A 26812-nucleotide genomic window follows, 5' to 3' on the forward strand; every position below is an offset into this window, starting at 1 on the left:
CGCCGCCGCTACAGCAGTTCCAGCACCTTCTCCGGCGGGCGACCGAGCACCGCCCGGTCGCCGCGCACGACGATTGGGCGTTCGATCAGGATCGGGTGCGCGACGAGCGCGTCCAGCCATTCCTCGTCGCTCAGCGAACGTCCGGCGTAGTGTTCCTTGAATGCCGCCTCGCCGCGGCGCACGAGGTCGGCGGCCGGCATGCCGAGTTTTCCCAGCAGCTCGCGCAGTTCGTCGCGGCTTGGCGGGGTCTTCAGGTAATCGACGATCTCGGCAGCGACGCCTTTCTCGGCAATCAGTTGGCAGGCAGCGCGGCTCTTCGAACAGCGGTTGTTGTGATAGATGCGCAGCAGGGTCGGGCTCATCGGTAATCCTCGGGCAGGGAGTGATCGCAGGAAGGGTCGGCGCGCGGCCTAGCGCCACAGGCTCAACGGCGGATCGGTGATGATCGCACGCAGGATGTCGCTGCGCGAGACGAAACCGACCAGCGCCTGCGTGTCGTTGACGATCGGCACGCCGTCGACCTGGTGTTCGAGCATCACCCAGGCGATCCGCCGGATGTCGGTGATCGGGTCGGCGCTGACCACCGGCGTCGTCATGACGTCGCTCACCTGCCTGGCCAACGCATCGCGGACGCGCCCTTCTTCGACATTGAGCACGGTGAGCAGATCGCGCTCGCTGACGATGCCGACCAATCGGTAGGTCGGGTCGAGCACCGGTGCCTGGTGAATGCGCCGTTCGAGCAGGATCCGCCACGCCCGCTCGACGGCATCGGTGCTGGTCACCGAGACGATCTGTCGTTGCATGATCTGGTAGGCGTGATAGAGCGGGCCCCGCTCGGGGTCGCTGCGCAGCATCTCCCGGTAGGCGCTGACGGCTTGCGCCACCGGAACGCTGAAGACCGGTGGCGGTTCATCCTGGTCGATGGGCCGCACAGGGGTGCCGCGGTAAACGCCGGCGACTTCCTTGAGGCCTTCGAAGGTGCCTTGGTAGATCGGACCACTCAAGCCATATACCGAAAACACGCTGTTCTCCTCGTTCTGCAAAGTGGCGCCGTGATGGCGATTCCGGTCAATTCATTTCACTCGGTGCGCAGGGCGTCCACCGCGTCCAGCCGCGCCGCGCGCCTGGCCGGCAGCACGCCGGCGAGCAGGCCGATGAGCACGGCAATACTCTCGGCCAGCGCGACGAAGCTGAGCGGCGTGTGCACCGGCAGCGCCGGTACGAGCAGGTGAATCAACTGCGCCAGACCCATTCCCAGCAACAGTCCGAGCAGCCCGCCGAGCGCCGACAGGGCGATGGCCTCGCCGAGGAACAGGCCGAGGATCGTTCGCCGCGGTGCGCCGAGGGCGACCAGCAGGCCGATTTCGCCAGTGCGCTCGGTGACCGCGATGGTCATGATGGTGACGATGCCGACGCCGCCGACGAGCAGGGAAATGCTGCCGAGTGCGCCCACCGCCATGGTCAGCACGTCGAGGATATTGGACAGCGTGCGCAGCATGTCCTCCTGCGTCGTGATCGTGAAATCCTCGCGCCCGTGGCGGGCCTTGAGCGTCGCCACGACGCGCGCGCTGACCGCGGCGGCGGGCACGCCTTCCTCGTACGACAGATCGATCTTCATGATTCCGTCGCGGTTGTAGAGCTCGAGCGCGCGCGCCGTCGGGATGTAGGCAGCGTCGTCGAGGTCGATGCCGAGAAACTGTCCCTTCGCTTCGAGAACGCCGATGACGCGAAACTGCAGGCTGCCGACGCGCACGCGTGCGCCCAGCGGATTGTCGGCACCGAACAGTTCCTCCTTGAGCTTGGCGCCGAGGACGATGAAGGCACGCGCATTGTCGGCGTCCTCGGCGGGCAGGAACTGGCCGCTGCGCACCCTGATGCTGAACACCTTGAGCATCTCGGCGCTGACCCCGTTCACGGTGGTCCGGCGCAGGCGGCCATTGGCATTGATCTCGGTGTTGCCCCAGACGGTGGCGGTCATGCCGGTGATATGCGGCAGATGCTCGAGCGCGCGCGCGTCGTCGAGCGTCAGCGGCCGTACCGAGGTCGGGATGCCGGTCGGCGAGTGACCTGAGGTCTTGGTCTTGCCCGGCGCGACGCTGATCACGTTGGTGCCGAACTGCGTGAATTCGGCGAGCACGAAGCGATGGATGCCTTCGCCGATCGAGGTCAGCAGGATCACCGCCGCGATGCCGACGGCGATGCCGAGCAGTGTCAGAAAGCTGCGCAGCCGGTGCGCGGTGATCGCGCGCAACGCCAGTTGCAGGGAATCGCGCGGGCGGATCATTCAGCGTCCATCGCGCCGTCGAGCCGTCGATATCGCACTCCCACGACGATTTCCGGAGTGTCGTCAGATCGATTGACATGCATGGTCATGACGCGCCCGACTGGCCAAAGAGATAGGCATGGTAGCCATGTTATGGATACCGTTCAAGCCGTTCCGACAACCCGACGCAAGGCAATCCTCCCCTCGCACGGACCCTTGCCTCGCGGGTGCGAGCCACCTAGTAATCGCGACCGCGTTGCCCCTGGGCATGTATTCAACGGTAGCGCAGGTATGGATTGGTGGTGGCTGCTGCCGCCAGCGGTTCTCGGCTGACGCCAATGTCGTGAAGACTTGGCGCCCGTGCGGGTCGACGTTGATGGCGACCGGCGGCCGACCGAAGGGTGGCGGCGCAGCGCGGATTATTGCCTGATCTGGAATGGTGATTTGCGCCGCACGGTGATTCCCCTCAGAGGATTTTGCGCCGACCATGTCTACCCGTGACTGGCGCTCGTATTGGTCTCCCGGCAACTGCCCCGCCTCGTCGCCTCGTCGCCTCGTCGCCTCGTCGCCTCGTCGCCTCGTCCCTCACTCTCTGGAGAATCATCATGTCGGCCACACCCGCTACCCCCATCAAGCTCTATCGCCACCCCTTGTCCGGTCACGCCCATCGCGCGCAACTGATGCTGTCACTGCTCGATTTGCCGACGCAACTCGTCGACGTCGACCTGATGAAGGGCGCGCACAAGCAGCCCGAGTTCCTGGCCCTGAACCCGTTCGGCCAGGTTCCCGTGATCGACGACAACGGAACGATCGTTGCCGACTCGAACGCGATTCTCGTCTATCTGGCACGCCGGTACGGCGGCGAGCGCTGGCTGCCGAGCGACGCCGTCGGTGCAGCCGCGGTGCAACGGTGGCTGTCCGTGGCCGCCGGCCAGATCGCTTTCGGGCCGGCGGTAGCGCGTCTGGTGGTGGTATTCGGGGCGAAGAAGAATGCCGACGAAGCGATTGCCCTTGCGCACGCCGTCTTGAAGGTCATTGAAGATGAGTTATCGCGGCACACCTTCCTCGTTGGTGACGGGATGACCATCGCCGATGTGGCTGCCTATACCTACCTCGCGCATGCCCCCGAGGGCAACGTGTCTCTGGACGCTTACCCGAAGGTGCGCGACTGGCTGGCCAGAATCGAAGGCCTGCCCGGCTTCGTTGGCATGCAGAAGACCGCCGTTGGACTGGCCACGTGATCAGCGGAACCGGGAGTCGGCAAGAATGAGCGCGGCAACAGCGTCCCCCTGGCACCGCGGCGAACGCGAGCTGCAACAGAGCGTCGGCGTCGCCGAGCGCATGGAGGTCTTCGGCCGCCAGGTCATCCGCGACTTCATGCCGGAGCAGCATCGCACGTTCTACCGGCAGCTCCCGTTCCTGGTGATCGCCGCCGTCGACGCGAGCGGCGATCCCTGGGCGACACTCGTCGAGGCGCGTGCCGGTCTGGCGCAGTCAGCCGATGCGCGGCACCTGCAGATCAACGCCTTGCCAGGGCAAGGGGATCCCGCTGGCGATGCCCTGATGCCGGGCGACGGCATCGGCGTGCTCGGCATCGAGCTGCAAACGCGCCGCCGCAACCGCGTCAATGGCAGAGTCGTTGCGCGCGACGACCGCCAGCTGACGCTGCAGGTCGAGCATGCCTTCGGCAACTGTCCGCAATACATTCAGGCGCGAGAGTTCAGGTTTTCCGGTGATCCCGCCGAGCCTTTCGTCGGCCGCACCGAAGTCCTGGTCAAGCTCGACGCCGAGGCCAATGCCATGATCCGGGCTGCCGATACCTTCTTCGTCGCCAGCTATGTGGATCCGGAGGGGGATGCCGGCAGACGCCAGGTCGACGCCTCCCATCGCGGCGGCAAGGCCGGCTTCGTGCGTATCGACGGCGATGTGCTGACCATCCCCGACTTTGCCGGTAACCTGCATTTCAACACGCTGGGCAATCTGCAGGTCAATCCGCGGGCCGGCCTGCTGTTCATCGACTTTGCCAATGGCGACCTGCTGCAGCTCACCGGCCGCACCGAACTGGTCCTGGCGGGCGACGAAGTCAGCAGTTTTCAGGGGGCCGAGCGGCTCTGGCGTCTGCACGTCGACAAGGCGGTGCGCCGCCGCGGCGTGCTGAAACTGCGCTGGCGTCTTGACGAAGTCTCGCCAAATTCGCTGATGACCGGGTCGTGGGAAGAAGCCCTGGCCCGCCAGCAGGCACAAGCACTGCGCAACCAGTGGCGGCGTTTTCGCATCGCACGCATCACCAACGAAAGCTCGACCATCAAGTCGTTCCATCTCGAAGCCGCCGACGGCGCCGGCTTGCCGCTCTTCAAGGCCGGGCAGCACCTGCCCATCCGGCTGGCCATCGCCGCGGAAGCCGCGCCGGTCATTCGCACCTACACCCTGTCGGCGGCGCCGTCGGATGGCTGCTACCGCATCAGCGTCAAACGCGAAGGACGGGTTTCGCAGTTCCTTCATGACCACACAGCCGTCGGCGATGAAATCGAGGCCCGTGCGCCACTGGGCAATTTCGTCGTGGACCCGCATGAACGCCGACCGCTCGTTCTCCTGTCGGCCGGGGTGGGAATCACCCCAATGCTCGCCATGCTGCGCGAGGTGGTGTACGAAGGCGTGCGTACCCGCCGCGTACGCCAGACCTTCTTCGTGCATGCGTCGCGCACCCTGGCCGAGCGGGCCTTCGCCAGCGAAATGCAGGAACTGGTCGAGCGTGCCGATGGTGCGGTCGAGGCGGTGCGCGTTCTCAGTCAGCCCGAACCCACGGCCGTTCTTGGCAGTGACTATGACGTTCAGGGCCGCATCGACCTGCGCTTGCTGAAGGCCATCCTGCCCTTCGACGATTTTGACTTCTACCTCTGCGGCCCGGCGGCGTTTGCCCAGGACCTGTACGACGGCTTGCGGGCGATGCAGATTGCCGACGAGCGAATTCACGTCGAGCAGTTTGGCCCCTCATCGCTACGCCGGCGGGTGACGGAAGCGGTCACGGAACCCGCCCCGCCCACCCTGCCGGCTGCCGAAACTTCCGTCGCGGTCGTGTTTGCGCGGACCGCCAAGGAGGCCCGCTGGCAACCGGGTGGCGGCAGCCTGCTCGAGCTGGCGGAAGCGCGCGGGCTGACGCCGGAATTCAGTTGCCGGGGCGGCTCGTGCGGCACCTGCAAGACCCGGATACTGGCAGGCCAGGTCAGCTACACGTCGCCGCCGGCGGTCGCCATGGGGACCGACGAGATTCTGATTTGCTGTTCGGTGCCGGCGGCGGAAGCCGGCGGCGCGGCTGGCCTGGTGCTCGACTTGTAACGTACCGACGCCAGCTTCTCGCCGGCAGCGGGCATCGGCAAAAAATGACTCGAGGAAAGGGGTTTGTCCATGAACGCGCTGGAAGTTGATGTCGCCATTATCGGCGCCGGCACTGCCGGAATGTCCGCCTACCGCGCCGCGCTGGCGCATACTCGTAGCGTGCTGGTGATCGAGGGAGGGGCATACGGGACCACCTGCGCACGCGTCGGTTGCATGCCCAGCAAGCTATTGATTGCCGCCGCCGAGGCTGCGCATGCGGCAAGGCACGCCGAGGCCTTCGGTGTCGTCGTCGATTCGCTGCGCGTCGATGGCGCCGCCGTCATGCAGCGGGTTCGCGATGAACGCGACCGCTTCGTCGGCTTCGTCACCGAGGCGGTGGACCATTGGCCGGCCGAGCACCGCCTGCGCGGTCACGCCCGTTTCCTCGACGGTCACACGCTGCAGGTTGGCGAGCACACGCGTGTCGAGGCGCGGCGCATCGTCATCGCCACCGGCTCGCACCCCAACGTGCCGGCCGAATGGCGCGAGGCCGCCGGCGATCGGCTGATCGTCAACGACGACGTCTTTGCCTGGCAATCGCTACCGCAGTCCGTCGCCGTGCTCGGTACCGGGGTGATTGCCCTGGAGCTGGCGCAGGCCCTGCATCGACTGGGCGTGCGCGTCGGTGTCTACGGCCGCAGCGAGCGCGTCGGCCCACTCACCGACCCCGCCCTGCAGGCCGAAGCGCGCAAGATCTTCGCCGATGAACTGCCGATGCGCCTGGGCGTGTCCGACCTGCATCTTCGGCGTGTCGGCAACGAGGTCGCCGTCCGCGTCGGTGACGAAGAACCTGCCGCTGAACGACGCTACGCGTGGATACTGGCGGCGAGCGGCCGCCGTCCGAATCTGCAGGCCCTCGGCTTGCCGCAGAGCGGGCTGCCGCTGGATACGCGTGGCGTGCCCATGTTCGATCCGTGCACGGGCCAGATCGCCGACAGCCACGTCTTCATCGCCGGCGACGCCACCCATGAGCGGGAGATCCTCCACGAGGCGGCGGACGAGGGCCGCATCGCCGGTGACAATGCCGGCCGCTTCCCCGATGTGCGCGTGCGTCCGCGTCGCGCGCCGCTGTCGGTGGTGTTCTCCGATCCGCAGATCATGCTCGCCGGACAGAGCCACGCGCAGTTGCTGCGCTCAGGGGCGGACTTTGCCGTGGGGGAGGTCTCGTTCGAAGATCAGGGGCGCAGCCGCGTGATGCTGAAGAATCGCGGTGCCCTGCATCTCTATGCCGAGCGGCGCAGCGGTCGCCTGCTGGGTGCCGAGATGCTCGGTCCGGCGGCGGAGCATCTGGGGCATCTGCTCGCCTGGTCGGTGCAGCGAGGCGACAGCGTGCAGGAGATGCTCGACAGTCCCTTCTACCACCCAGTCATCGAAGAGGGCCTGCGAACGGCGCTGCGCGGGCTGCAGCGTGCCCTGCGCATGGGGCCGCCGCCCATCGAGCATTGCCTGGACTGTGGTCCGGGCGCGTGAACTTCGCGCCTGCAGCCGGCGCATGATCGGCGTCCACACGGGCGAGGCGCCGACTGGCGTCAAGCGCGGCCAGCAGCGCAGTGTCCGCTGCGCCAAGCGAACGCCGATTCAGTTCGGCGCCCGCTACCGAGTGCGGGCACCATCGTCATTGCACTCGAGCGTGCCGGGACCGTGGTGGCTGTTCCGCTTGCAGCACCTGGCAAGTAGTTGAAGCCGCCACCCCACCCGTCCGCCCACGTCTGGCCGCTACGCCGGACCGGTAGTGCCCGCTTGCTGGTGAATGTACTTCCTGGCAGTGCGTCTATCCAACCCGGTGCGCCGTGCAACTTCTTCATAGGTGCCCAGGCGCTTGTAGAGCAGTTGACAATAGCGGGCAAGCAAGGCGCTTGCTTCGAGCCGACCGTCGTCGATCGCTTGCAGCAAGGCTTCGCTGCTCGCTCCGGCTGACGCCTCGATGGCGGCATCGTAACGTCCGGTGAGCAGGACGCGACGCACCGCCTGTTCGAGTTCGCGCACATTGCCCGGCCACGGATAATCGGGTGGCAGGCAGCCGGCGAGCGCGTCAAGGACGCGTCCGCCGACCGTTGCGTCGGCAACGCCGAGCATGCGCGTCACCAGTAGCCCGACCAGTCTCGCCAGCTCGTCCGGCGCCTCGGCGAGTCGCTGGCGCAGCGTCGGCAGCGTGATGGCGTCCGAGCACAGGCGGTAATAGAAGTCGTGACGAAATTCGCCGCGCGCGATCAGTTGATGTACGGGTCGATTGGTAGCGGCGATGACTCGTCCGGCAAAGCGCTGTGGCTGGTGACTGCCGATCGGCGTGAAACTTCGCTCCTGCAATACCTGCAGGAGCTTGATCTGAATCGGGATGCTGACCTCGCCGATTTCGTCGAGAAGCAGCGTGCCGTGCGCGCTCGAGCGCGCGAGAACGCCGTCGTGGTGCTCGATGGCGCCGGTGAAGGCACCCTTGCGATGGCCAAACAGCTCGGATTCGATCAGGGTCTCCGGGAACTGTGACAGGTTGATGGCGATGAAACTCTCGGCGAAGTTGGCGGCGAAACGCCGCTGGTGCCACAGGTAGGGGATGTGCCCCGAACGGCCGATCGCCGCCGCCGCCTGACCCTTGCCGGTTCCTGTTTCCCCCAATAGCAGGGTCGAGAAATCTTCCATCCGTTTCCACAGATGGGTGTCGAACAACTGCATGTCATGGGTGAAAACGTTGTTCCAGAGAGCCCGCCGCAAGCTTTTCATCGATGGACTCTCGCCCACCAGTCCGGCTTCGATGAAGTAGTACGCCCGCCGCAATTGGTGAAAGAGGGCGAAATAACGAGCCGCTTCTTCTTCGGAAAAGCCTCGGCGGACCAGTTCGCCGAGGAGTCGGTCGGCCAGCGTCGCGTCGACCCGCGTTTCCCGTCGACTGGCCTGGCGCTCGATCAGGGCGTCCATACCTGCCAGATGGCGGTGATAAACGTCGAAAAGGAATACCGGCTTCGCGCAGCGGGCGTCCTCGGCGCTCAAATCACTCAACGCGAACGTCCCCTGCGCATCCAGCGCCTGCAATCGGCGACTGATGACCGTCATCAGGGCTTCGGCGTCGGCCATCCCCGGCCGCATGACGTCCCCGGCGACTTCGCGCACCTGCCGCGCCCGTGCGTCCGAGAAGGGATTGGCGAAAACGATCTTGCCGACGCGCAGAAAGAAGTCTCGATCACGCGCCGTCAGCATCTGCGACGCAGCCATGACAGCACCTCACAAGCATGTACAAAAAATGCAATTGCTGCATACATGAAACGCGTATCAGCAGCAAGAATCCGGCGGTAGCCGCATTGTAGATCAACACCTTACGGATGGCACGCAAACTGCTCGATGACCGATGCCTTAACAACCACGAAGGAGCACGCGATGAACCCTACCCTCAACCACATCAACCTCTGGATGGCCTGGATCGGCATCCTGCTGGGACTGCTCAGCGGTGCGCTGATCGGCCTTTTCTTCCACCGCGACGAGTGGCTGGGTGGCTACGGCAGCTGGCGTCGCCGCCTGCTGCGACTTGGTCACATCAGCTTCTTCGGGATCGCGTTTCTCAACCTCGCGTTCGCCAACACGGTCAGCCTGGCTGGAGCGACAGCACCCGCCTTCGCTGCCTGGTCGTTGGTGGCAGGCGCCGTGCTGATGCCGGCCATTTGTTTTCTTGCGGCATGGCGCCCGAGCTTCCGTCACCTTTTCTTCTTGCCAGTGGTGGCGCTGATCAGCGGCGCCGTGAGCCTGCTCGCTGGCGAGGTGCTGCCATGAGCCAGTCGATTGAGGGGCCATTCGCATGGCCAGCCGTGGATAGTCAGCCCATGCCGGTGGCCGCCAGGACGAAGGAGTTGCGAATCGTCTTCATCGCCATGAGCGGACTGCGCGCCTGTGATCCAGAACTGACCGCGCTCGGCCTGACACTCCCCGGATTCGTCGAACGCAGTCGCAGCATAGCCTCGCTACCCAGCCTCGGTCTGCTCACCCTGGCCGGGATGACGCCGGCCCAGCACCAGCGCCGCTACCTTGAAATGCCCGACCTGAGCGGCATCGATCAGCTTCCGCGCGACGTCGATCTGGTGGCCATCTCGAGCTTCAGCGCGCAGATCGAGGAAGCCTATCAGGTGGCAGAACATTATCGGACCCTGCGTATTCCGGTGGTGATGGGCGGCCTGCATGTGACCGCGCTGCCGCAGGAAGCGATTGCCCACGGTGCGGCCGCGGTTGTCGGCGAAGGCGAAAGCGTGTGGCGCGACGTTCTGCACGACGCCGAGCGCGGCCGCTTGCGCCCCTTGTACGACGCGCGCGGTGCTGAATTCAACCTGGCAGCAGCGCCGATGCCGGCCTACGAACTGCTGGACATTGCGCGCTACAACCGCATCACCGTGCAGACCAGCCGTGGCTGCCCGTGGCGATGCAGCTTCTGCGCGAGTTCGATCCTGCTTACCCACAAATACAAGCAGAAACCCGCGGCGCAGGTACTGGCCGAAATCGACCACATCCGTTCGCTCTGGCCGCGGCCATTCATCGAGTTCGCCGACGACAACAGCTTTTGTCACCGCGCCTACTGGAAGGCTCTCTTGCCCGAGATCGCCAAGCGCCAGATCAAGTGGTTCGCCGAAAGCGATCTCGCGATTCATGAAGACGACGAGTTGCTGAGGCTGATGCGCGAAGCCGGTTGCGTGGAGGTGCTGATCGGTCTCGAGAGCCCAACAAGCGAGGGACTCGATGGGGTGGAGACGAAGTGCAACTGGAAGCTGTCGCGGGTGCCGCAATATCGCGACGCCATCCGCCGCATTCAGGCCCAGGGCATCCGTGTCAACGCCTGCTTCGTGCTCGGACTCGACGGTCAGACGACCCGCGTCTTCGATCAGGTACTCGACTTCGTTGCCGAAGCCCTGCCGTTCGATGTGCAGGTGACGGTGCCGACACCTTTTCCGGGTACCCCGATGTTCGCGCAGTTGCAGCGGGAAGGGCGCCTGCTGGCCGATCGGGCCTGGGAGCGCTGCACCCTGTTCGACGTTAACTTCCGACCGACACATATGAGCCCGCAAGAGTTGGCAGCCGGCCTGCGCCAGATGATCGTTGCACTCTACAGCGACGAGGCGACGGCGCGCCGGCACCAGCATTTCAAGGCGCTGCGCCGGCAAACGCCGTCGATGGCCGCCTGAGGTCGAGGAAACGGCCCGCTGTTCAGCGTCCACCGATGTCGCCGATCGTCAGGGGCCAAGTGCTGTGCTCGCAGCGACGCGAGGCGATCGATCAAGCGCTGCCGCAGGGTACTGTTCGCCCGCGTTCAGATGACTTTACAGGGGCGCAGCATGGATGCCGCCCATGCCGATGGCGAAGCCGAACACCAGGCCGGAGATGGTGCCGATCTGGCCGGGAATCAGGCCCCGGGAGCAAAGCAGCGGGGAACCGACGGCGAACGCCGATTCAGTTCAGCGCCGGGTCCGCCCGCAGACGTTCGACCGCCAGATCAAGAAACGCGCGTACCCTCTGCGAGGCATGCTGTCCCTCGCGGTGCAGTACATGCACGGGCAGCGCGGGTAGCTCGAAGTCGCTGAGCACGGCCTGCAGCCGGCCGCTGCGCAAGTGCTCAGCGACCTGGTAGGAGAGCAGACGGGTCAGGCCAAAACCGCCCAATGCCGCCGCGACCGCCGAGTCGTTGCTGGTGGTGGTCATGCGCGCTTGCAGCTTGACCACGCGTGGCGCACCGTTCTCGATCAGTCGCCATTCCGGCGTCGGCGTGACGCCCGCCGCCGAGACGATCCGGTGGGCGAACAAGTCATCGGGCGTACGCGGCTCGCCACACTGTTGAAGATAGGCCGGGGCCGCACAAATGACCCGGCGCACGCGTCCAACCGGCACGGCCTGCAGCGAGGAGTCGGCCAGTTCGCCGATACGCACCGCCACATCGACACCCTCGTCGAGCATGTTGATCACGCGATCGAGAAACAGACAGACGGCGCTGACCTCGGGATAGCGCAAGAGGTATTCAGTGACGATGGGGGTGACGAACTGGGCACCGAACAGCACCGGGGCAGTCAGCGTCAGACGCCCGCGAGGTGCCCTGTGCGTGCCGCCGACCGACTCGTCCGCTTCGGCAACGTCGGCCAGAATGCGCCGACAGTCATCGGCATAGCGTGCACCGGCATCAGTCACCCGGACGATGCGCGTGCTGCGCGCCAGCAGACGAACACCGAGTTGCCGCTCGAGTTCGTTGATGGCTCGCGTCACCGCCGATGGCGACAGGTTGAGCTTGCGCGCCGCCCCGGCGAAGCCGTTGGCATCAACCACGGCCACGAGCACCTTCATGTGCTGAAGTCTGTCCATGCAGTCGCCAACTCCCTTGCGTCAGGATCTTGCCTTATCCGGGTGATGGTGCGGAGGAACACCCCGCAGTATAGTGGTCCCAGGATTCTAGGCTGTGGTTTAAGCTAGGCGCTGTCATAAGGAACGACAAGCGATGAGCGATGTGAAGACGCGGAAGGTGCACACCCCGGAGTTCAAGGTGAAGGTGGGTCTGGAGGCCTTGCGAGGGGTGAAGACGATCAACGAGATTGGCCAGGAACACGGGGTTCATCCAGTCCAAGTGGGGCAGTGGAAGAAGGCGATCCAGGAGCAAGCCAAGACCTTGTTCGAGGGCAAGCGCGGTCCCAAACCCGTCGCCGCGTATCGGGAGCCGGAGTTGTTGTACAGCGAGATCGGCAAGTTGAAGGTGGAACTGGACTGGCTCAAGAAAAGTCTGGGATAAGCCTGTCGTAATGCGAAGAGCCTGGATTGAGCCTGGGGAGTCGTTGGCAGTAGTCCGGCAATGCGTCCTGGCCGGGGTGTCGCGTGCGACGATCTATGCTCAGCAAGAACCTTCGATGCTCGACGAAAGCGAGTTGCTACACCGGCGCCTGATTGATGAGGAGTACACCCGGCACCCGTTCTACGGCAGCCGCAGGATGGTGGTCTTCCTCGAGAAAGCGGGTCACACGGTCAATCGCAAGCGGGTTCAACGGTTGATGCGGCTGGTGGGACTGGCCGGTATGGCGCCGGGTCCGGACACGAGCCGGCGACACCCAGCGCACAAGGTCTATCCGTACCACACCTCACCCACAAGCGTCTTCAAATCATGTCGTTCTCGCTGAATGCTGACGCGTATTGTTGACAGGGACTACTCGGTTTTCGGAGGACTTGATGCCAGAATCATCACAACTGCCGGAGAACGACCAGGAGCAAACGGTGGAGACTCTTTTCCCAAGTGGACGTCGACCTGGAGCGGTCAGGGCGTAAGCGTCCATCCGGCCGCGAATGTCGATTTTCTCTCCTGCATTCAGGCGACGTCCCAGCCGCAGATGGTTCCGCTGGCGTCAGCGCCTACGAGGGTGTGGTGCTCCGGATGCCAACACAAACCCGTCACTTCATCCTCGAGCACGGCGAAGCCTATCGGCTTCCCGTGCTTTCGCGGCTCCCAGAGCAGCACCGAGCTGTCCTGGCTGCCGCTCGCCAGTACTGCCCTGCGTGGGCTAAAGGCCAGGCGCGTGCACAGGCCTTGGTGGCCCTCGAGCTGCAGGGGCTGAGTGCCCTCGGGCCCTTTGCCACGGAACTCCCAAACCGTGACCGCGGCATCGCCCGAAGTCGCGAGGAGCTTCGACTCGCTGTCCCATGCCAGCGCCTTCGGCTTGAACGGGTAGCCACTCATCTGGGAGTCTTGGCCTGACTTCAATCGCCAGAAGTGCACCGAGCCGTCCTGGCTGCCGCAGGCGATGACGTTGGCGTCGGGGCTCCAGGCCAGCGAGATCAGCGAACCCTTCCACGCCAGGTGGCGGATCTTCGCTCCTGCGACGAAGGGCAGAATGTGTACGCCGCCGTAGCAGGTCGCTGCGAGGCCGCTACCGTCGGAGCGCCACGCAAGAGCGGTCACCGTGCTGGCGAGCGGCTCGGTCTCGACGATCCGCTCTCCGTCGGGCATCCACACACAGAGCTTCTTTCCCGAGGCCGTCGCGATTCGACCGCCTGCCGGAGCCCATGCGACGTGCTCTACCCAGGCGCTGCCACCTCCCGGTAGCTCGCGCACCAGAGAGCCCTCCGCCGACCAGACTCTCGCCACTTCGTCCTGCCCGCAGGTGGCGAAGCAGCGCCCGTCAGGCGAGATGCTGACATCGAGAACACTTCCTGTATGCGCTGCTGCGATCGCGAATCTCTCTTCGCCCGTCGTCAGATCGAAGCCAACCAGCCGCCCGTCGCCGAGGCCCGCGATGCAGACACCCCCGTCTCGCGCGATTTCGAGCGCCGATACGTAGTCGCCCATCGTGAGGCGAAACCTCGGCCGGAGTTCGGCCGTGCCGTGAGTGAAATCCCCGATTACGCCAGGCATCGCGCGAACCCCCGCGTGAGCTCGTCGCGATCGAGCTTCCGGCCGATGAAGACCAGATCACTAGCGCGCGGCTCGATACCCCATGGGCGATCCTCTCGCCCGTCGAAGAGCATGTGCACGCCCTGAAAGACAAAGCGGCTGGGCGAACCCTTGATGTTCAGGATGCCTTTCATGCGGAAGATGTCGGTTCCCTTATCTCGCAGCAACTGCGATACCCACTGGCTGAGGCGATCGCCGTCAATCTCTCCCTCGAGGTGGATCCCGACCGAGGTCACCTGATCATCGTGCGAGTGTCCGGCCACGAAGGTCTGCTCGCTGCTTGGCCGAACGGCGACGCCGCTGCCGAGCACCTGCAACTGGAATTCGGACGGCAAATGCTGCGTGTACAACCCGATACGCCCCCCACGCGGTGCGTGCAGCTCGAACCGCTTGGCGCCTGCGGAATCAAGTTTTAGCCGCACGGGCTCGGGCGCCCCGATCTCGATGCGTCCACCCGGCAAGGCCGAACGCGCCGCTTCAGACCAGATGCGCGCGGCGTGTTCAGAGTTACCCCGTGAACCGGCGTGCTCGCTGCCACCAAGGAAGCTCGCAACCAGGTCCATTGTGGGGTCCGGGCCGTCTTCGAGTACGAGTTCGTACACGCCTTCCTCGACTTCGAAGGTGCCCGCCCATTCGAACGGATACTCCGGCTCGAGGAACGTTGGCTTGGCTGCCACTGCACGATCGAGATCGAACCCGCCGATGTCGAGAATCGCGGCGATCGGCACGCTCGCGTTCTGGGCGCGGAGCACCTTCGCCATCGAATTCATGTTCGTCACGCGCCGCTCCAGCGCCTCGAGCTCGTGCCCGCTCACGAGGTCCGTCTTGTTGAGGACAAGGACGTCGGCGAACGCAATCTGCTCCTTACACTCGCTCGAGTCATCGAGGTGCAGGTGCACGTGCTTTGCGTCGACGAGGGTCACAATGCCGTCCAGCGAGAAGAGTTCGCGAAGGTCGTCGTCGACGAAGAACGTCTGCGCCACGGGACCTGGGTCGGCCATGCCCGTGGTTTCGACCAGAATGTGGTCAAACTTGTCCCGCCGCTTCATCAGGCTACCGAGGATGCGGATGAGGTCGCCTCGGACGGTGCAGCAGATGCACCCGTTGTTCATCTCGAATACCTCCTCGTCGGCGTTGATAACCAGCGCCTGATCGATTCCGATCTCTCCAAACTCGTTCTCGATGACGGCAATGCGTTTGCCATGGTTCTCGGAGAGGATTCGGTTCAGGAGCGTGGTCTTCCCTGAGCCAAGGAAACCGGTGAGGACGGTGACGGGGAGCCTTTTCATGAGTGTTCTCCCTAAAGGTTAGGCGACACGTAAGGCAGCCGATGCAACTTCATTGCAGCACTGGATCAATGGCTGGGTCACCAGTCGGCATCCATCGCCAGCAAAACGCGCGGCGTCTCGCCCGGCGTAACGGCCGGCGAGCGATGAATGACACCCCGGCCGCCATTGCCCTGCCACAGGCTGCCCTTGAGCAGGGCCACGGCGAAAGGCGGAATCACCTCGATGCGGCTGCCTGGGCCCAGCAGGCCGGAGCTTTCGTCAGGCAGTCCCCTGGCCCCGGCCCCGAGACGGCCGCGATCGACCGCCGCGTCGTCCACCCATTCGGTCCCCGGACCGCGATAGGTGCACAGCAAGCGGATGCCGACGCGATCGACATGCAAACGCGGACACATCGCTTGGCCGACCACTTCCAGGCGGAGGCCGATGCTCCTGGCATCGAGCAGCTCGCCAAGCATTTCGGCAAGCAAGGTGAGATCGGCAGCCAGCGCGTCGCGGCCGGCACCCGCCGGCAGGCGGGCGAGATCCGGGGTCTTTCCTGGTGCCAGGATCTGGCGAAAACCTGATCCGAGATGGTCAGCATGGGTGTTCAGCCAGTCGGCGATGGCGCCATTGACCGGGCGCCACCACTGGGCGATCTGGATTCCCGGATCGAAGATGCGCGTCAGATCCAGCGCCTCTTCCGAGATGGCGGCGCAAGTCGTGGCGGTACGCGGTAGCGGGGCGTTCATCAGAAAACTCCTGTCAGTTACGGTCAACCCGGAGAATCAGCGCAGAAAGGAAAGCGCCCGGCCGCGGCAGTTGGGGCGCAATTTCCCGTCATGCCAGGCAATCTGGCCGGAAACGACCGTCGTCGCCACCCGGCTGCGGAAACGTCGGCCGACAAAGGGCGACCAGCCGCAGCGGGCGAGAACGGGGTCGTCCGGGAGATCCATGTCGCGGTCGCCGATCAACACCAGATCGGCCCAATGGCCTTCGCGCAGGTAGCCGCGGTCGACGATGCCGAACAAGTCGGCAACGCGGTGGCTTGTCTTGGCGACCAGCGTCGGCAGGTCGATGAGGCCGTCGTGCACCAGCCCCATCAAGCCGGGCAACGCGTGCTGGACAAGCGGTAGGCCAGACGGGGCCTGGAAATAGTTGCCGGCTTTCTCTTCCGCCGTATGCGGCGCGTGATCGGTGCCGATAACGTCCAGCCGGTTGCTGTTGAGCGCGGCGCGCAGGGCGTTGCGGTCGGCGACGGTCTTGACGGCCGGGTTGCATTTGAGGTGACTGCCGAGTCGCGTGTAGTCGCTGTCGTCGAACAAGAGGTGATGGACGCAGACCTCGGCGGTGATGTGCTTGTCGGCCAGCGGCTTGTCTTCGAAGAGTTCGAGTTCGCGGGCGGTGGAGATGTGCAGCACATGCAGGCGAGTGCCGTGCTTCTTGCCCAGCGACACGGCGAGCGACGAAGATCTGTAGCAGGCCTCGGCATCGCGGATCAGCGGGTGCGCCGAAAACGGCACGGCATCGGCATACGCTTTTCGCCATTTTTCCTCGTTGACCGCAATCGACGGGGTGTCCTCGCAATGCGTGAGCAGAATCGTCGGAGCACAGGAGAACAGGCGCTCCAGCACCGCTGGATCATCGACCAGCATGTTGCCGGTCGATGCGCCCATGAAGACCTTGATACCGGCGACTTCACGGGGGTCAAGGGCGGCCACGGCATCGAGGTTGTCGTTCGCGACACCAAAGTGAAAGGCGTAATTGGCCCGCGAATCGCAGGCGGCGATCGCCTTCTTTTCCGCCAGTGCCGCCATCGACAGGGTCGGCGGCATGGTATTCGGCATCTCCATGAAGCTGGTGATTCCGCCAGCGACGGCCGCCGCCGACTCTGTGGCGATACAGCCTTTGTGTGTCAACCCCGGCTCGCGGAAATGCACCTGATCGTCGAGCATGCCGGGCAATAGCCACTGCCCGGCGGCATCGATTTCGTCATCGGCGCAGGCGTCGATTGCCGGGGCGATCCTGGCAATCCGCCCATCGCGAACGAGGAGGTCGGCCGCGCGGATTTCACCTTCGTTGACCAGCCTGGCGTTGCGGATGAGCAGCCTGCTCATGCTCAGAACTCGTTCTGCAGGCGTTTGTAGCCCTGGACCAGTTCGTGATTGGTTCGAACCACATCCTCGGAAAACTCCGTGGCCTCGGCGCTGACGCGGGGAACGCTGGCGAGGTCGGTCTCCGGGCCGATACGCAGGGTGGATGAAACATAGAAGCCCGGCGGCAGGTCCTTGCCATCGACCACGGCGTTGTGTCGAACGACGCAGCCATCGCCGATACGGCAATTGAAAACGACGCTATTGAAGCCGATGAAGACGTTATTGCCGATGACGGTTGGGCCATGCACGATGGAACGGTGGGCAATCGAGGTGTGTTCGCCGATATCGACCAGGGCGCCGGACTTGGAGTGGATGACGACGCCGTCCTGGATATTGGAATGGGCGCGGATGCGGATCGGTTCGAGATCGCCGTCGGCATTGACCTCGTCGGCACGGATCACCGCGTAGGGGCCGACGAAGACGTTTTCCTCGATGATGACCTTGCCGCAGATGATGGCGGTCTGGTCGACGTAGGCGGATGCATCGATTTGCGGCAGGTCGCCACGGGGATTCTTGCGGATCATTGTCTACACTCCGTTGGGATGAAACGTTCGTTCGCCGCGTTTGAGCTTGTCGAACAGGTCGTGGTTGGGCCAGTCGTTGCGGATGGCTTCAGAAAATTCAACGTCTTCCAGATCGATCAGGCCCAGGCGCGGGCTGCAGGCATCTTCGCGGAAGCACTGGGCGTAGCCGGTTTCGGTCTCGTGGACGATGACCGAATGCAGGCGCACGTCGGCCTCGCCGTTACGCATTTCGGTCAGATCCAGCAGACGGTCGATCATTACGAAAAACAGCCGCGAGAGCTGCTCGGCGCTGGGCGAAACGGGAATCAGAATCCAGCGCTCGGAAAACCGCTGGCAGGCGGCGATGTAATCAGGATCGTCGCCCGACCACAGAGCGACGGCATGGTCAAAGGCGTCGATCAGCGCGCGCGGGCCGTCCTTCAACAGGCCGAAGTCATAAACCATCTGCCCATGATCGAGCGCAAGCGCTTCGAGCAGCAGCTCGACCTTGTAGGAATGGCCGTGCATCGAGTGCGAGCAGCGCCGCGTGCTGCAACCGCGCACGATGTGGGCGTTCTCGAACTTGAACAGTTTGCGGATCAGCATGCGTCATTGCCGCCGGGGGGCCGCGCTTCTTCGCGCAGGCGGGCAATGACGTCGGCCAGCGGCAGGCTGCCGAGATCCTCGCCTGCGCGTGCGCGCAGCGCGACCCGGCCTTCCGCTTTTTCCATGTCACCGACGACCAACAGGTACGGCACTTTCTGCAGCGAGTACTCGCGAATCTTGTAGCCGATTTTCTCGTTGCGCAGATCGACCGTAGCGCGGACGCCGACCCGCTTCAGCGCCTGCAAAACGCTTTTCGCGTAATCGCTCTGACCTTCGCTGATGTTGAGTACCACGGCCTGCTGCGGCGCCAGCCAGAGCGGAAAGAGGCCGCTGTAGTGCTCGATCAGGATGCCGGTAAAGCGCTCAAGCGAACCGAACAGCGCCCGGTGCAGCATCACGGGCCGTTCGCGTTCGCCCCGTTCGTTGATGTAACTGATATCGAAGCGCTCCGGCAGGTTGAGATCGACCTGCAGCGTGCCGCATTGCCAGTCGCGGCCGATCGCGTCGCGCAGTACGAATTCAAGCTTGGGCCCGTAGAAGGCGCCTTCGCCGGGGTTGATCCGGCATTCGATACCCATCCGGTCGAGCGCCCCGGAGAGCGCACCTTCAAGCTGGTCCCAGGTTTCGTCGCTGCCGATGCGGTTGGCCGGTCGGGTCGACAGCTTGACGGCGACATCGTCGAAGCCGAAATCACGATAGATGGCGAAGACCAGTGCGATGGTGCTGGCACATTCGTCCTGCATCTGGGCAGCGGTGCAGAAGATATGGGCGTCGTCCTGGGTGAAATGGCGTACGCGCAGCAGGCCGTGGAGGGAGCCCGAGGGCTCGTAGCGATGGACCTTGCCGAATTCGGCCATGCGCAAGGGGAGGTCGCGGTAGCTTTTCAGCCTTTGGGCAAACAAGGAGACGGCGCCGGGGCAGTTCATCGGTTTGAGGGCGAAGACGCGCTCGTCCTCGGTTGTCGTCGTGAACATCGCCTCGCGGTAGTTGAACCAGTGGCCGGAGGTTTCCCACAGGCCGCGATCCATCACGTCGGGCGTATTGACCTCGACGTAATCGGCGCGCTCCTGGCGTGTGCGCATGTAGCCGATCAGTTGCTGGAACAGCGCCCAGCCCTTGGGGTGCCAGAACACGGACCCGGGTGCGCAGTCGTCGAAATGGAACAGGTCGAGCTGGGCGCCGAGCTTGCGGTGGTCGCGCTTACCGGCTTCTTCGAGGCGGGTCAGGTAGGCCTTGAGGGCCTTGGCATCCGGCCAGCAGGTGCCGTAGATGCGCTGCAGCATGGCGTTCCTGGCATCGCCCCGCCAATAGGCGCCTGCCACCTTGGTCAGCTTGAAGGCTTGAAGCCTGCCCGTGCTCGGTACGTGCGGGCCGCGACAAAGGTCTGCAAAGTCGCCCTGGGCGTAGAGCGACAGGGTTTCGCCCTCGGGAATGGCGCGGATCAGTTCCGCCTTGTAGGACTCGCCCAATTGCTCGAAATACGCGACTGCCTGGTCACGCGGCAGTTCGCGCCGGCCGAGCGGCAGGTCAGCGGCGGCGAGTTCCTGCATGCGGGCTTCGATCTCTACCAGGTCGTCGGGCGTAAAGGGGCGCTCGAAGGCGAAGTCGTAGAAAAAGCCGTCTTCGATAACCGGGCCGATGGTGACCTGGGCGCTCGGGTAAAGCTGCTTGACGGCCATGGCCAGCAAATGCGCGCAAGAATGGCGCAGTATTTCCAGGCCTTCCGGATCGCGTGCAGTGATCAGGCTGAGCGAGGCATCCCGGTCGAGAATGAAAGCGGTGTCGACCAGCCGGCCAGCGACACGGCCGGCCAGCGCCGCCCTGGCCAGACCAGGACCGATATCGGTGGCCAACTGGGCGACGCTGAGCGGATGCGGGTAATTCCGTTGGCTACCGTCGGGAAGCGTGATGATGGGCATGGATGGGTTTCTCTTGCAGCGTGATCAGGGGTGATGCGTGTCGCTGGCATGCGCTGGCGGCACGGGGTCGACACCGCCAGGGTGCCAGGGATGGCAGCGACCAATGCGCCGCAGGGCCAGCCAGCCGCCGCGACGCAAGCCGTGCATTTGCAGGGCTTCCTGGGCGTAATGGGAACAGGATGGGTAAAAGCGGCAACGCGGGCCGAGCAGCGGGCTGATGAACCACTGATAGCCGCGAATCATCAGCAGGATGGCACGGGTCAGCAGGCGTTTCATGCCGCGGCCTGTGCGTGCAGGCGATGCCAGCTCGTACCCGTCGCGCTGTCCTCGATGCCGATGCCCAGGGTCAGCAATTCCTGGCGCAGCTCATCGGCACGGGCAAAATCACGGCGAGCACGGGCTACGCGGCGAGCGGCGATCAGTTGTTCGATGGTTTCGGTCGCTGGGCAGTTGTCCTGCGCCCTCGCCTGCTGGCGCCAAGTGGCCGGATTCTGTTGCAACAGGCCGAGCAAGTCGGCAGCATCGCGTAGCGTGGCAAGGAGGCGAGATTGTTCTGCCGGATCCGTACATTTGCGCAGTGCCGTGGCGGCTTCATGCAAGCAGCCGAGGGCCAGGGGCGTGTTCAGGTCGTCGGCCAGCGCGGCTTCGACTGCTTCGGCGCGCACGCCTTCGGGCGCTGGATCTGGCGCGGCAAAAGGCTGCAAGCTGCCGTACAAGCGGTCGAGGGCCGCCCGCGCCTGATCGAGCGCACTCAGCGAGAAGTCAAGTGGCTTGCGGTAGTGGCCGGCGAGCAGCGCGTAACGGATGACCTCACCGGGGTAGTACTGCAGCAGGTCGCGTACGGTGCGGAAATTGCCAAGGGATTTCGACATTTTTTCGCCGTCGACCGTGACATAGCCGTTGTGCAGCCAGTAACGGCAATACTGCCCGCCATTGGCCCCTTCACCCTGGGCAATTTCGTTTTCATGGTGGGGAAAGATGAGGTCCTGGCCGCCGCCGTGGATGTCGATCGACGGGCCGAGGTGGGTGTGGATCATCGCCGTGCATTCCATGTGCCAGCCGGGGCGTCCAAAACCCCAGGGGCTGTGCCAGCCGGGTTGTGCTGCGGTCGATGGCTTCCAGAGCACGAAATCGGCCGGGTCGCGCTTGTAGGGTGCGACTTCGACCCGCGCCCCGGCAATCATGTCGTCGCGCTGACGACCCGAGAGCTTGCCGTAGTCGGGCAGCGACGGCACATGAAACAGGACGTGGCCCTCCGCGACATAGGCATGGCTACGCTCGATCAGGCGCTCGATCAGCGCAATCATCTGCGGAATGTGGCCGGTCGCCCAGGGTTCGATGGTCGGTGGCAAGGCATTCAACTGCGTCATGTCTTCGCGATAGGCCGTGGCGTAACGCTCGGCCAGGATGCGGATGGGCTCGCCGTTGGCGGCTGCGGCGGCATTGATCTTGTCGTCCACGTCGGTGATGTTGCGGGCGTAAATCACCTGCGGGTAATGCCGCGACAGTAGGCGGTAGAGCACGTCGAAAACGACTACCGGGCGCGCGTTGCCAATGTGCACGTAGTTGTAGACGGTGGGGCCGCAGACGTACATCGTGACGCGCTGAGGGTCGGCCGGCATGAATACATCTTTCTGCCGAGTGAGCGTGTTGTGCAGACGGATGCTCATTTCATCCGCCCTTCGGCAACCAGCGCTTCGCGGCGCTCGCCGTCGAGCACGCCGCAGAACATGGCGAAGGCCTTTTCGATCAACAACTGGTCGAGACCGCGTACGATGAAGACGAGGCGGCTCTTCCGGTCGTTATAGGGCGCTTCGGTCGGCCAGTCGTCGAGCCTGGCGTAGGGGTAGTTGGTGTGCTGGACGCACTGGACGACGCGCGGCTTGTCGTCGCCGATCACATTGAGCAGGCCCTTGATGCGCAGGATGCGATCGCCCATGCCCTGCAGCAGCAGGCTCACCGCGTCGACGAAACAGACCCATAGCAGGGGCTGGTCGAAAGTCAGCGCGAAGCTGTAAACCTCGGCATCGTGGCGGTCCACATCGTGATGATGGTGATGATGGCCATGCGCCTTGAGTCGTTCCTCGCGGACTTTTTCCTCGGCCAGCCAGCCGGCGACATCGGGCGTCTTGCTGCCCGGATCATAGAGGCCGCAGCCGGTAAGCGAAGCCAGCGCGACTTCGCCGCGGCGCACGAAAATCTGCGGCGCGGCCGGGTTGATCCGGCGCAAGGTCTGGCTGATCGCCTCGATGGCGGGGCCATCGGCCAGATCGCACTTGCTGAGCAGCAAGCGGTCGGCCATTGCCACCTGCTTGACTGCCTCGGGGTGCTGCGCCAGTTGCCCGGCCGCATGCGTCGCATCAACCACGGTCACCACACCATCAATACGGAAGCGCTCGGCAATGAAGAAATCCTCCATCAGCGTGGAGATCACCGGCGCCGGGTCGGCCAGGCCGGTGGTCTCGATCACCACGCGGTTGACCGGCACGATCCTGCGCTGCAGGCTCTTCATGAATAACTCGGTCAGGCTGCGCGTCAGATCACCGCGTACCGTGCAGCAGATGCAGCCAGAGTCGAGCAGGATCAGGTCTTCATCGATCTTGGTGACCAGATGGTGGTCGACGGCAACACTGCCGAACTCGTTGATCAGCACCGCCGCTTTGGTCATTTCCGGCTGACCGAGCAGGTGATTGAGCAGCGTTGTCTTGCCGGCGCCGAGAAAACCGGTGAGCAGGGTGACTGGGATACGGCGGTCGGTGTCTGTTTCACTCATGGCTTGCTCGTTCACTGTGACTATTTGCCGCGTGCCCGAATCTGGCTGCGGATCGTGGAGAAATCGACACTGCCGTCCATTTCCTGGGAAAAGGCGGCGAAGTTGTAGCCCATGGGTGTTCGGCTGTAAGCCGCCAGCAGGCGCCGTCGTTCGATCTGCCGAGGATCAGCCATACTGGCGCTTTTTGGCCTCATGGCGCTCCTGCGCCTCCAGACACAGGCTGGCCGTTGGCCGGGCGAGCAGGCGGGCTATGCCGATCGGCTCGCCGCTTTCCTCGCACCAACCATAGCTGCGGTCCTCAATGCGGTGCAGTGCCTGGGCGATCTTCTTGAGCAGCCTTCTTTCGCGGTCACGCACCCGCAGTTCCAGCGTGTGTTCTTCCTCGGCGCTGGCCCGGTCGGTCGGGTCCGGGGCGGCTTCGGTTTCCTGCAGGTGCTGGGTTGTCGCATTGGCTGCGCTACGCAAGGCACTCTCCTCGGCCAGAAGGCGCTGTCTGAAGCTCGCCAACTGAGCTTCAGACATGTACTCGGATTCCGGTGCCGCCAGCAATTCGGCATCACTGAGCAGTTCGATCGTCTTGCTCACGACTCAGTCCTCCTCCACTTCATCGACCGACCATTGCGGAAACGGGTCTTCATACCGAACCCAGGCTTCGGGGCCAGCCACCAGCTCGGTGTCGCTCAGCAAACAGGCGTCGAAAGCGTGGCGTAGCGCCGATTCATCCATCTCGATACCGATCATGACCAATTCCTGCTGGGCATCGCCATAGGGCTCAAGCCAGCGATCCAGGATGATCCGGCGGCCTTCCTCATCCTGCGGCCAGTCCGTCTCGGGAACGGCAACCCACCACAGACCACCTACCTCGTGCCGGGTCACCGGGCCGGCTTGCGACCAGCTGCCGACCAGACCGGGGCGCGTAGCCAGCCAGAAATAACCTTTCGAACGAATGACGCCCGGCCATTCCTGGTTGATCCACTCATGGAAGCGCGCCGGATGGAACGGCCGGCGGGCGCGATAAACGAAACTGGAAATCCCGTACTCCGCGGTTTCCGGGATGTGCTCGCCGCGTAGTTCCTGCAGCCAGCCAGGGGCTTGTGCCGCCCGTTCGAAATCGAATCGGCCGGTGTTGAGAATGCGTTCGAGCGGCATCTGGCCGAAACAGGCTTGGACTATGTCGGCTCGCGGATTCAGTGTCCGCAGAATGGCTTCGAGGCGGGCAAGGTCCTCCGCTGGCAGGAGGTCGATCTTGTTGAGTACGATCACGTCACAGAATTCAACCTGCTCGACCAGCAGATTGACCACCGTACGCTCATCACCTTCACCCAGGCTCTCACCCCGGTCGGCGATGTAGTCCTGCGAGCTGTAGTCGTTCAGGAAGTTGAAGCCATCCACCACGGTGACCATGGTATCCAGCCGCGAGATGTCCGAAAGACTGGTGCCGTCCTCGTCGCGAAAGGTGAAGGTTTCGGCCACCGGCAGCGGCTCGGAGATGCCGGTCGATTCGATGAGCAGGTAATCGAAACGCTCCTCCTTGGCCAGTCGGGCAATTTCGATCAGCAGATCCTCGCGTAACGTGCAGCAAATGCAGCCGTTGCTCATCTCGACCATCTTCTCCTCGGCCCGAGACAACCTGGCGCCACCTTCGGCGACCAGTCGGGCGTCGATATTGACCTCGGACATGTCATTGACGATGACGGCGACGCGCTGACCCTGGCGGTTATTCAGCACATGGTTGAGCAGCGTTGTCTTGCCGGCACCGAGAAAGCCGGACAGGACAGTGACCGGGAGGCGGGAGTCTCTTGTTGGGCGTTGGAATGTCATTCCTGCTCTTGATTGGCGAGTAATCGAACGGGTGCGGATATCACTTCAACGCGCCCGTTCCTGACCGCGTTGTAGAAACAGCTGCTCCGCCCGGTATGGCAGGCGCCACCGAGCTGGTCGACAAGCAGCAGAATGGCGTCGCCATCGCAATCGAAGCGCGTTTCAATCACGCGTTGCCGGCAGCCCGATGTTTCCCCTTTGCGCCACATGCACCGGCGTGAACGTGACCAGTAGCAGGCAAGGCCGGTGGCCAGGGTCTCTTCAATCGCGGCACGATTCATCCACGCCAGCATCAGCATCTCCCGAGTGTCAAATTGCTGTGCGATGGCCGCGACCAGCCCTTGCTGATCGAATGCCAATTCGTCCAGCACTTCGGAAAGAGGTAAGCTTGCGCCGATGGGTGCGCCTTCAAGTCGGGTTAACATAGCGTCTTCTGGATATCAGAAATGCAATGTTATAACATTGCATGTTTACTACCAAGACCAACCTGATGAACCCATCGCTTCCTGACGATCAATGTCCGCAATTCACTACTGGCACTACGGAAGCCCTTGACCGGGCCGAAGCCGCATGCCGGGCACGCGGCGCCAGCCTGACTGCGATCCGCCGTGAGGTGCTGGAACTCCTTTACCGCAGCCCCACCGGCGTCAAGGCCTATGATCTACTCGCCCGGATCAAGGAAGCTCGGCCCGGCGCTTCACCGCCGACGGTCTATCGCGCTCTGGATTTCTTGATCGAACAGTGCCTGGTGCACAAGATCGAGCGCATGAACCTCTTCGTTGCTTGCAGACAGGCGTCGCATCAAATCCCCAGTCTGTTTCTGGTCTGCCCAAAATGCAGTGGGGTCACGGAACTACAGGAGCAGTCGGTGATGAGTGCGCTGTCGACCAGTCTTGCCGAGGCCGGGCATCGCCTGGAGAGTCCTGAAGTGGAAATCAGCGCGCTTTGCCCGAAATGTGTCGGCGCAGCTAGCGCTCAGTGCGCCGACGGCGAAGGCGGCGCCTTGGGCTGACTGACCAGTTCGCGAACCCAGGGAAGGCGACGACGCGCATCACAGTACCTGACTCACCAAGCAGGCGGCGCGGGTACGGGTGAGACGTTTGAGTAGGCGCTGGACCGGGACCGCGGGTAGGTGTCGGTGGCATCCTGTGCGCTGGAATGCTCAAGCCGGCGCGTGTGCGCCAGGATGGTTCCCAGCTCGGCCTGGTGCTGCTCCAGCAGCCTGCCTGCGGATCTAGGATCAACAGCCCGTTCTCGAGGTCCAGGGGCCAAACACGCGGATTGAGGTTGCTGCCGGTTGTTGCGTCTGCCTCTCCGAGAAAGCCGAAACGGGCGAACATCCCGCGTACGGAGTGGAATTGAGAGCGACTGGGTCCTTGATTCTACTTTGTCAGATTCCCTTTCACCTTTTCGTGATTTCGTGAGCTGCATTTGCCGAGAAGGGCGAGTTGATGGCCGAGTATCAGGTCGGCCGCTGGCGGGCGTGGCACCATCACATGGCCCCGGTCATGATCGCGACCATGTTCCTGGACAAGGAGCGCATGGCCCATCGCGAGACGGCCGAACTTCTCTCCTGTCGCGACTTGGTGGAGATCATGCGTCATCGACAGGCATCGACGGCGGCGCCAAGCCATGGGATCCGCCCATCGAACGCGATTTGACCAAGTCAAATTGGTCGGGCTTCGCAGAACATGGGGCTGCCCCGTCGATCGAAGGCCCTCAGCTCCTCCCGCCAGCGG

Annotated in this window: 26 protein-coding genes and 1 pseudogene; 8 read left to right on the forward strand and 19 right to left on the reverse strand. The window is 64.0% G+C overall.

Annotated features, from left to right (window positions below):
- Positions 1–8: 8 nt before the first annotated feature.
- The 3 genes from arsC to CAP2UW1_RS21100 are packed head-to-tail and all read right to left on the reverse strand — an operon-like array spanning position 9 to position 2284.
- Complete coding sequence (gene arsC / locus CAP2UW1_RS21090) at positions 9–362, reverse strand: arsenate reductase (glutaredoxin) (protein WP_015768646.1); 354 nt, start codon at positions 360–362, stop codon at positions 9–11.
- Positions 363–410: 48 nt separating this feature from the next.
- The gene (locus tag CAP2UW1_RS21095; RefSeq protein WP_015768647.1) at positions 411–1022 is read right to left on the reverse strand and encodes a CBS domain-containing protein; all 612 of its coding nucleotides are present in this window, start codon (positions 1020–1022) and stop codon (positions 411–413) included.
- 56 nt (positions 1023–1078) lie between these two features.
- Positions 1079–2284, reverse strand: coding sequence for an ABC transporter permease (locus CAP2UW1_RS21100; protein ID WP_015768648.1), 1206 nt, complete (start codon positions 2282–2284; stop codon positions 1079–1081).
- Between the two features lie 584 nt (positions 2285–2868).
- On the opposite strand from CAP2UW1_RS21100, the gene CAP2UW1_RS21105 reads away from it, so the two are divergent.
- The 3 genes from CAP2UW1_RS21105 to CAP2UW1_RS21115 all read left to right on the forward strand — a co-directional run bounded on the left by CAP2UW1_RS21105 (position 2869) and on the right by CAP2UW1_RS21115 (position 7108).
- Positions 2869–3504, forward strand: coding sequence for a glutathione S-transferase family protein (locus CAP2UW1_RS21105; RefSeq protein WP_015768649.1), 636 nt, complete (start codon positions 2869–2871; stop codon positions 3502–3504).
- A gap of 25 nt (positions 3505–3529) precedes the next feature.
- A complete protein-coding gene (locus CAP2UW1_RS21110; protein ID WP_015768650.1) occupies positions 3530–5599 on the forward strand; it encodes a pyridoxamine 5'-phosphate oxidase family protein in 2070 nt (689 codons plus the stop codon).
- Positions 5600–5668: 69 nt separating this feature from the next.
- Positions 5669–7108 (forward strand): dihydrolipoyl dehydrogenase, encoded by a 1440-nt coding sequence (locus CAP2UW1_RS21115; protein ID WP_015768651.1) that lies wholly within the window; start codon positions 5669–5671, stop codon positions 7106–7108.
- Between the two features lie 246 nt (positions 7109–7354).
- Here CAP2UW1_RS21115 and CAP2UW1_RS21120 read toward each other — a convergent pair whose 3' ends face one another.
- Positions 7355–8845: a sigma 54-interacting transcriptional regulator gene (locus CAP2UW1_RS21120; RefSeq protein ID WP_015768652.1), complete on the reverse strand. Its 1491-nt coding sequence runs from the start codon at positions 8843–8845 to the stop codon at positions 7355–7357.
- Positions 8846–9007: 162 nt separating this feature from the next.
- Between CAP2UW1_RS21120 and CAP2UW1_RS21125 the strand changes: the two genes are divergently transcribed.
- Together CAP2UW1_RS21125 and CAP2UW1_RS21130 are read left to right on the forward strand one after the other, a co-directional pair.
- Positions 9008–9397: a hypothetical protein gene (locus tag CAP2UW1_RS21125; RefSeq protein ID WP_015768653.1), complete on the forward strand. Its 390-nt coding sequence runs from the start codon at positions 9008–9010 to the stop codon at positions 9395–9397.
- A gap of 50 nt (positions 9398–9447) precedes the next feature.
- Positions 9448–10794 (forward strand): B12-binding domain-containing radical SAM protein, encoded by a 1347-nt coding sequence (locus tag CAP2UW1_RS21130; RefSeq protein ID WP_291912457.1) that lies wholly within the window; start codon positions 9448–9450, stop codon positions 10792–10794.
- Positions 10795–11059: 265 nt separating this feature from the next.
- Here the strand turns inward: CAP2UW1_RS21130 and CAP2UW1_RS21135 are convergent, their stop codons facing one another.
- A complete protein-coding gene (locus tag CAP2UW1_RS21135; RefSeq protein WP_015768655.1) occupies positions 11060–11959 on the reverse strand; it encodes a LysR family transcriptional regulator in 900 nt (299 codons plus the stop codon).
- Positions 11960–12092: 133 nt separating this feature from the next.
- Here CAP2UW1_RS21135 and CAP2UW1_RS26275 point away from each other — a divergent pair.
- Positions 12093–12717: pseudogene (locus CAP2UW1_RS26275) on the forward strand (IS3 family transposase); the annotation flags it as partial.
- A gap of 230 nt (positions 12718–12947) precedes the next feature.
- Here CAP2UW1_RS26275 and CAP2UW1_RS21150 read toward each other — a convergent pair.
- The 14 genes from CAP2UW1_RS21150 to hisI all read right to left on the reverse strand — a co-directional run bounded on the left by CAP2UW1_RS21150 (position 12948) and on the right by hisI (position 25498).
- Positions 12948–13925, reverse strand: a complete 978-nt coding sequence (locus CAP2UW1_RS21150; protein ID WP_015768658.1) for a WD40 repeat domain-containing protein — start codon at positions 13923–13925, stop codon at positions 12948–12950.
- 53 nt (positions 13926–13978) lie between these two features.
- Positions 13979–15319: a CobW family GTP-binding protein gene (locus tag CAP2UW1_RS21155; RefSeq protein ID WP_015768659.1), complete on the reverse strand. Its 1341-nt coding sequence runs from the start codon at positions 15317–15319 to the stop codon at positions 13979–13981.
- 77 nt (positions 15320–15396) lie between these two features.
- On the reverse strand, positions 15397–16047 hold the full coding sequence (locus CAP2UW1_RS21160) for a DUF1826 domain-containing protein (RefSeq protein ID WP_015768660.1): 651 nt from the start codon (positions 16045–16047) through the stop codon (positions 15397–15399).
- Between the two features lie 36 nt (positions 16048–16083).
- Positions 16084–17412, reverse strand: coding sequence for a dihydroorotase (locus tag CAP2UW1_RS21165; RefSeq protein ID WP_015768661.1), 1329 nt, complete (start codon positions 17410–17412; stop codon positions 16084–16086).
- Between the two features lie 2 nt (positions 17413–17414).
- The gene (locus tag CAP2UW1_RS21170) at positions 17415–17975 is read right to left on the reverse strand and encodes a gamma carbonic anhydrase family protein (protein ID WP_015768662.1); all 561 of its coding nucleotides are present in this window, start codon (positions 17973–17975) and stop codon (positions 17415–17417) included.
- 3 nt (positions 17976–17978) lie between these two features.
- On the reverse strand, positions 17979–18560 hold the full coding sequence (locus tag CAP2UW1_RS21175; protein ID WP_015768663.1) for a 6-pyruvoyl trahydropterin synthase family protein: 582 nt from the start codon (positions 18558–18560) through the stop codon (positions 17979–17981).
- On the reverse strand, positions 18554–20479 hold the full coding sequence (thrS, locus tag CAP2UW1_RS21180; RefSeq protein ID WP_015768664.1) for a threonine--tRNA ligase: 1926 nt from the start codon (positions 20477–20479) through the stop codon (positions 18554–18556). The genes CAP2UW1_RS21175 and thrS overlap by 7 nt, the downstream gene beginning before the upstream one ends.
- Before the next feature lie 24 nt (positions 20480–20503).
- Positions 20504–20755 carry a membrane protein insertion efficiency factor YidD gene (gene yidD, locus CAP2UW1_RS21185; RefSeq protein WP_015768665.1) on the reverse strand — a complete coding sequence of 84 codons (252 nt, stop codon included), beginning with the start codon at positions 20753–20755 and terminating at the stop codon, positions 20504–20506.
- Positions 20752–22149 carry a cysteine--tRNA ligase gene (cysS, locus tag CAP2UW1_RS21190; RefSeq protein WP_015768666.1) on the reverse strand — a complete coding sequence of 466 codons (1398 nt, stop codon included), beginning with the start codon at positions 22147–22149 and terminating at the stop codon, positions 20752–20754. Before cysS ends, yidD begins: the two co-directional genes overlap by 4 nt.
- On the reverse strand, positions 22146–23252 hold the full coding sequence (locus tag CAP2UW1_RS21195) for a CobW family GTP-binding protein (RefSeq protein WP_015768667.1): 1107 nt from the start codon (positions 23250–23252) through the stop codon (positions 22146–22148). The genes cysS and CAP2UW1_RS21195 overlap by 4 nt, the downstream gene beginning before the upstream one ends.
- A 20-nt stretch (positions 23253–23272) precedes the next feature.
- The gene (locus CAP2UW1_RS25810) at positions 23273–23425 is read right to left on the reverse strand and encodes a hypothetical protein (RefSeq protein ID WP_199931524.1); all 153 of its coding nucleotides are present in this window, start codon (positions 23423–23425) and stop codon (positions 23273–23275) included.
- Positions 23418–23774 carry an RNA polymerase-binding protein DksA gene (gene dksA, locus CAP2UW1_RS21200; RefSeq protein WP_081444311.1) on the reverse strand — a complete coding sequence of 119 codons (357 nt, stop codon included), beginning with the start codon at positions 23772–23774 and terminating at the stop codon, positions 23418–23420. The genes CAP2UW1_RS25810 and dksA overlap by 8 nt, the downstream gene beginning before the upstream one ends.
- 66 nt (positions 23775–23840) lie before the next feature.
- Positions 23841–25073 carry a zinc metallochaperone GTPase ZigA gene (zigA, locus tag CAP2UW1_RS21205; RefSeq protein WP_015768670.1) on the reverse strand — a complete coding sequence of 411 codons (1233 nt, stop codon included), beginning with the start codon at positions 25071–25073 and terminating at the stop codon, positions 23841–23843.
- Positions 25070–25498, reverse strand: coding sequence for a phosphoribosyl-AMP cyclohydrolase (gene hisI, locus CAP2UW1_RS21210; RefSeq protein WP_015768671.1), 429 nt, complete (start codon positions 25496–25498; stop codon positions 25070–25072). The genes zigA and hisI overlap by 4 nt, the downstream gene beginning before the upstream one ends.
- A gap of 41 nt (positions 25499–25539) precedes the next feature.
- Between hisI and CAP2UW1_RS21215 the strand changes: the two genes are divergently transcribed.
- Positions 25540–26085, forward strand: coding sequence for a transcriptional repressor (locus CAP2UW1_RS21215; protein ID WP_015768672.1), 546 nt, complete (start codon positions 25540–25542; stop codon positions 26083–26085).
- A 439-nt stretch (positions 26086–26524) separates the two neighbouring features.
- Entirely contained in the window at positions 26525–26734 is a 210-nt protein-coding gene (locus CAP2UW1_RS21220; RefSeq protein WP_015768673.1) for a hypothetical protein, read from the forward strand.
- Positions 26735–26812: the final 78 nt, after the last annotated feature.

It is taken from the genome of Candidatus Accumulibacter phosphatis (assembly GCF_000024165.1).
Classification (GTDB): Bacteria; Pseudomonadota; Gammaproteobacteria; order Burkholderiales; family Rhodocyclaceae; genus Accumulibacter; species Accumulibacter phosphatis.